This window comes from Streptomyces doebereineriae (assembly GCF_031845645.1).
In the GTDB taxonomy this organism is placed as follows: domain Bacteria; phylum Actinomycetota; class Actinomycetes; order Streptomycetales; family Streptomycetaceae; genus Streptomyces; species Streptomyces canus.
The window spans coordinates 1-598 of the sequence record NZ_JAVREZ010000086.1 but is presented as its reverse complement, the minus strand read 5'-3'; the positions used below and the strand labels follow the sequence as shown (position 1 = coordinate 598).

The 598-nt window shown below is 74.4% G+C and carries 1 protein-coding gene; it reads left to right on the top strand.

Translation table 11 applies throughout. The annotated features are described in order from the left end of the window. Positions 1 to 450, top strand: a 450-nt coding sequence (locus RNB18_RS50820) for a restriction endonuclease-related protein (RefSeq protein WP_311720905.1), incomplete at its 5' end; no start/stop codon positions are given. Between the last annotated feature and the right edge of the window lie 148 nt (positions 451 to 598).

The following is a 598-nucleotide window of genomic DNA, read 5'->3' as shown; positions in this document are numbered from 1 at the left end:
GAGTGCCCGCGCGACGCGCCCCCGGAGCTGATCCGCGAGCCGGAGCAGGCACGGATGCTGCGGCGTCCGCTACGGACCTTCCTCGCACTGCCGTACCGGACCGAAGAGGCCGCCCTGAACGCACTGGACCGCGCCGGGATCACGCACGTGCCCCTGCCGGGGCCCCTGCCCGCCCACCGGCTGAGGGGCACCGGTCCCGGAACCGCGCACCTCCAGGTGTACGACCGTCTGCAACCGGCCCTCCTCGCCGCCCACCTCACCGACAGCGCACTGCCCGGGGACCGCACCTTCGTCGTGGTCCCCCGGGAACTCGCCGGGCGGGACGGCTACCGGAAGGACTTCACCGACGCCCTGCCCGCGCCCCTGCGGCACCGGCTGGTGCTCACCACACCCGTGGACCTCGTGCCCGACCTGGGGCAGCCCCGGGGAGAGGAGAAGGACGATGCGTAGCATCACCCCGCCCCTGACCGACGTACTCCGCACCCTGAGGGCCTTCCTGGGGGAGTCCGGCCGGGGGCCCGCGCTGGAGGGCCTCTGCCAGGTGGAACTCGGCCTGTACCTCCAGCAGCGGCTGATGCCCGGCAGCCCGGCGGGCATC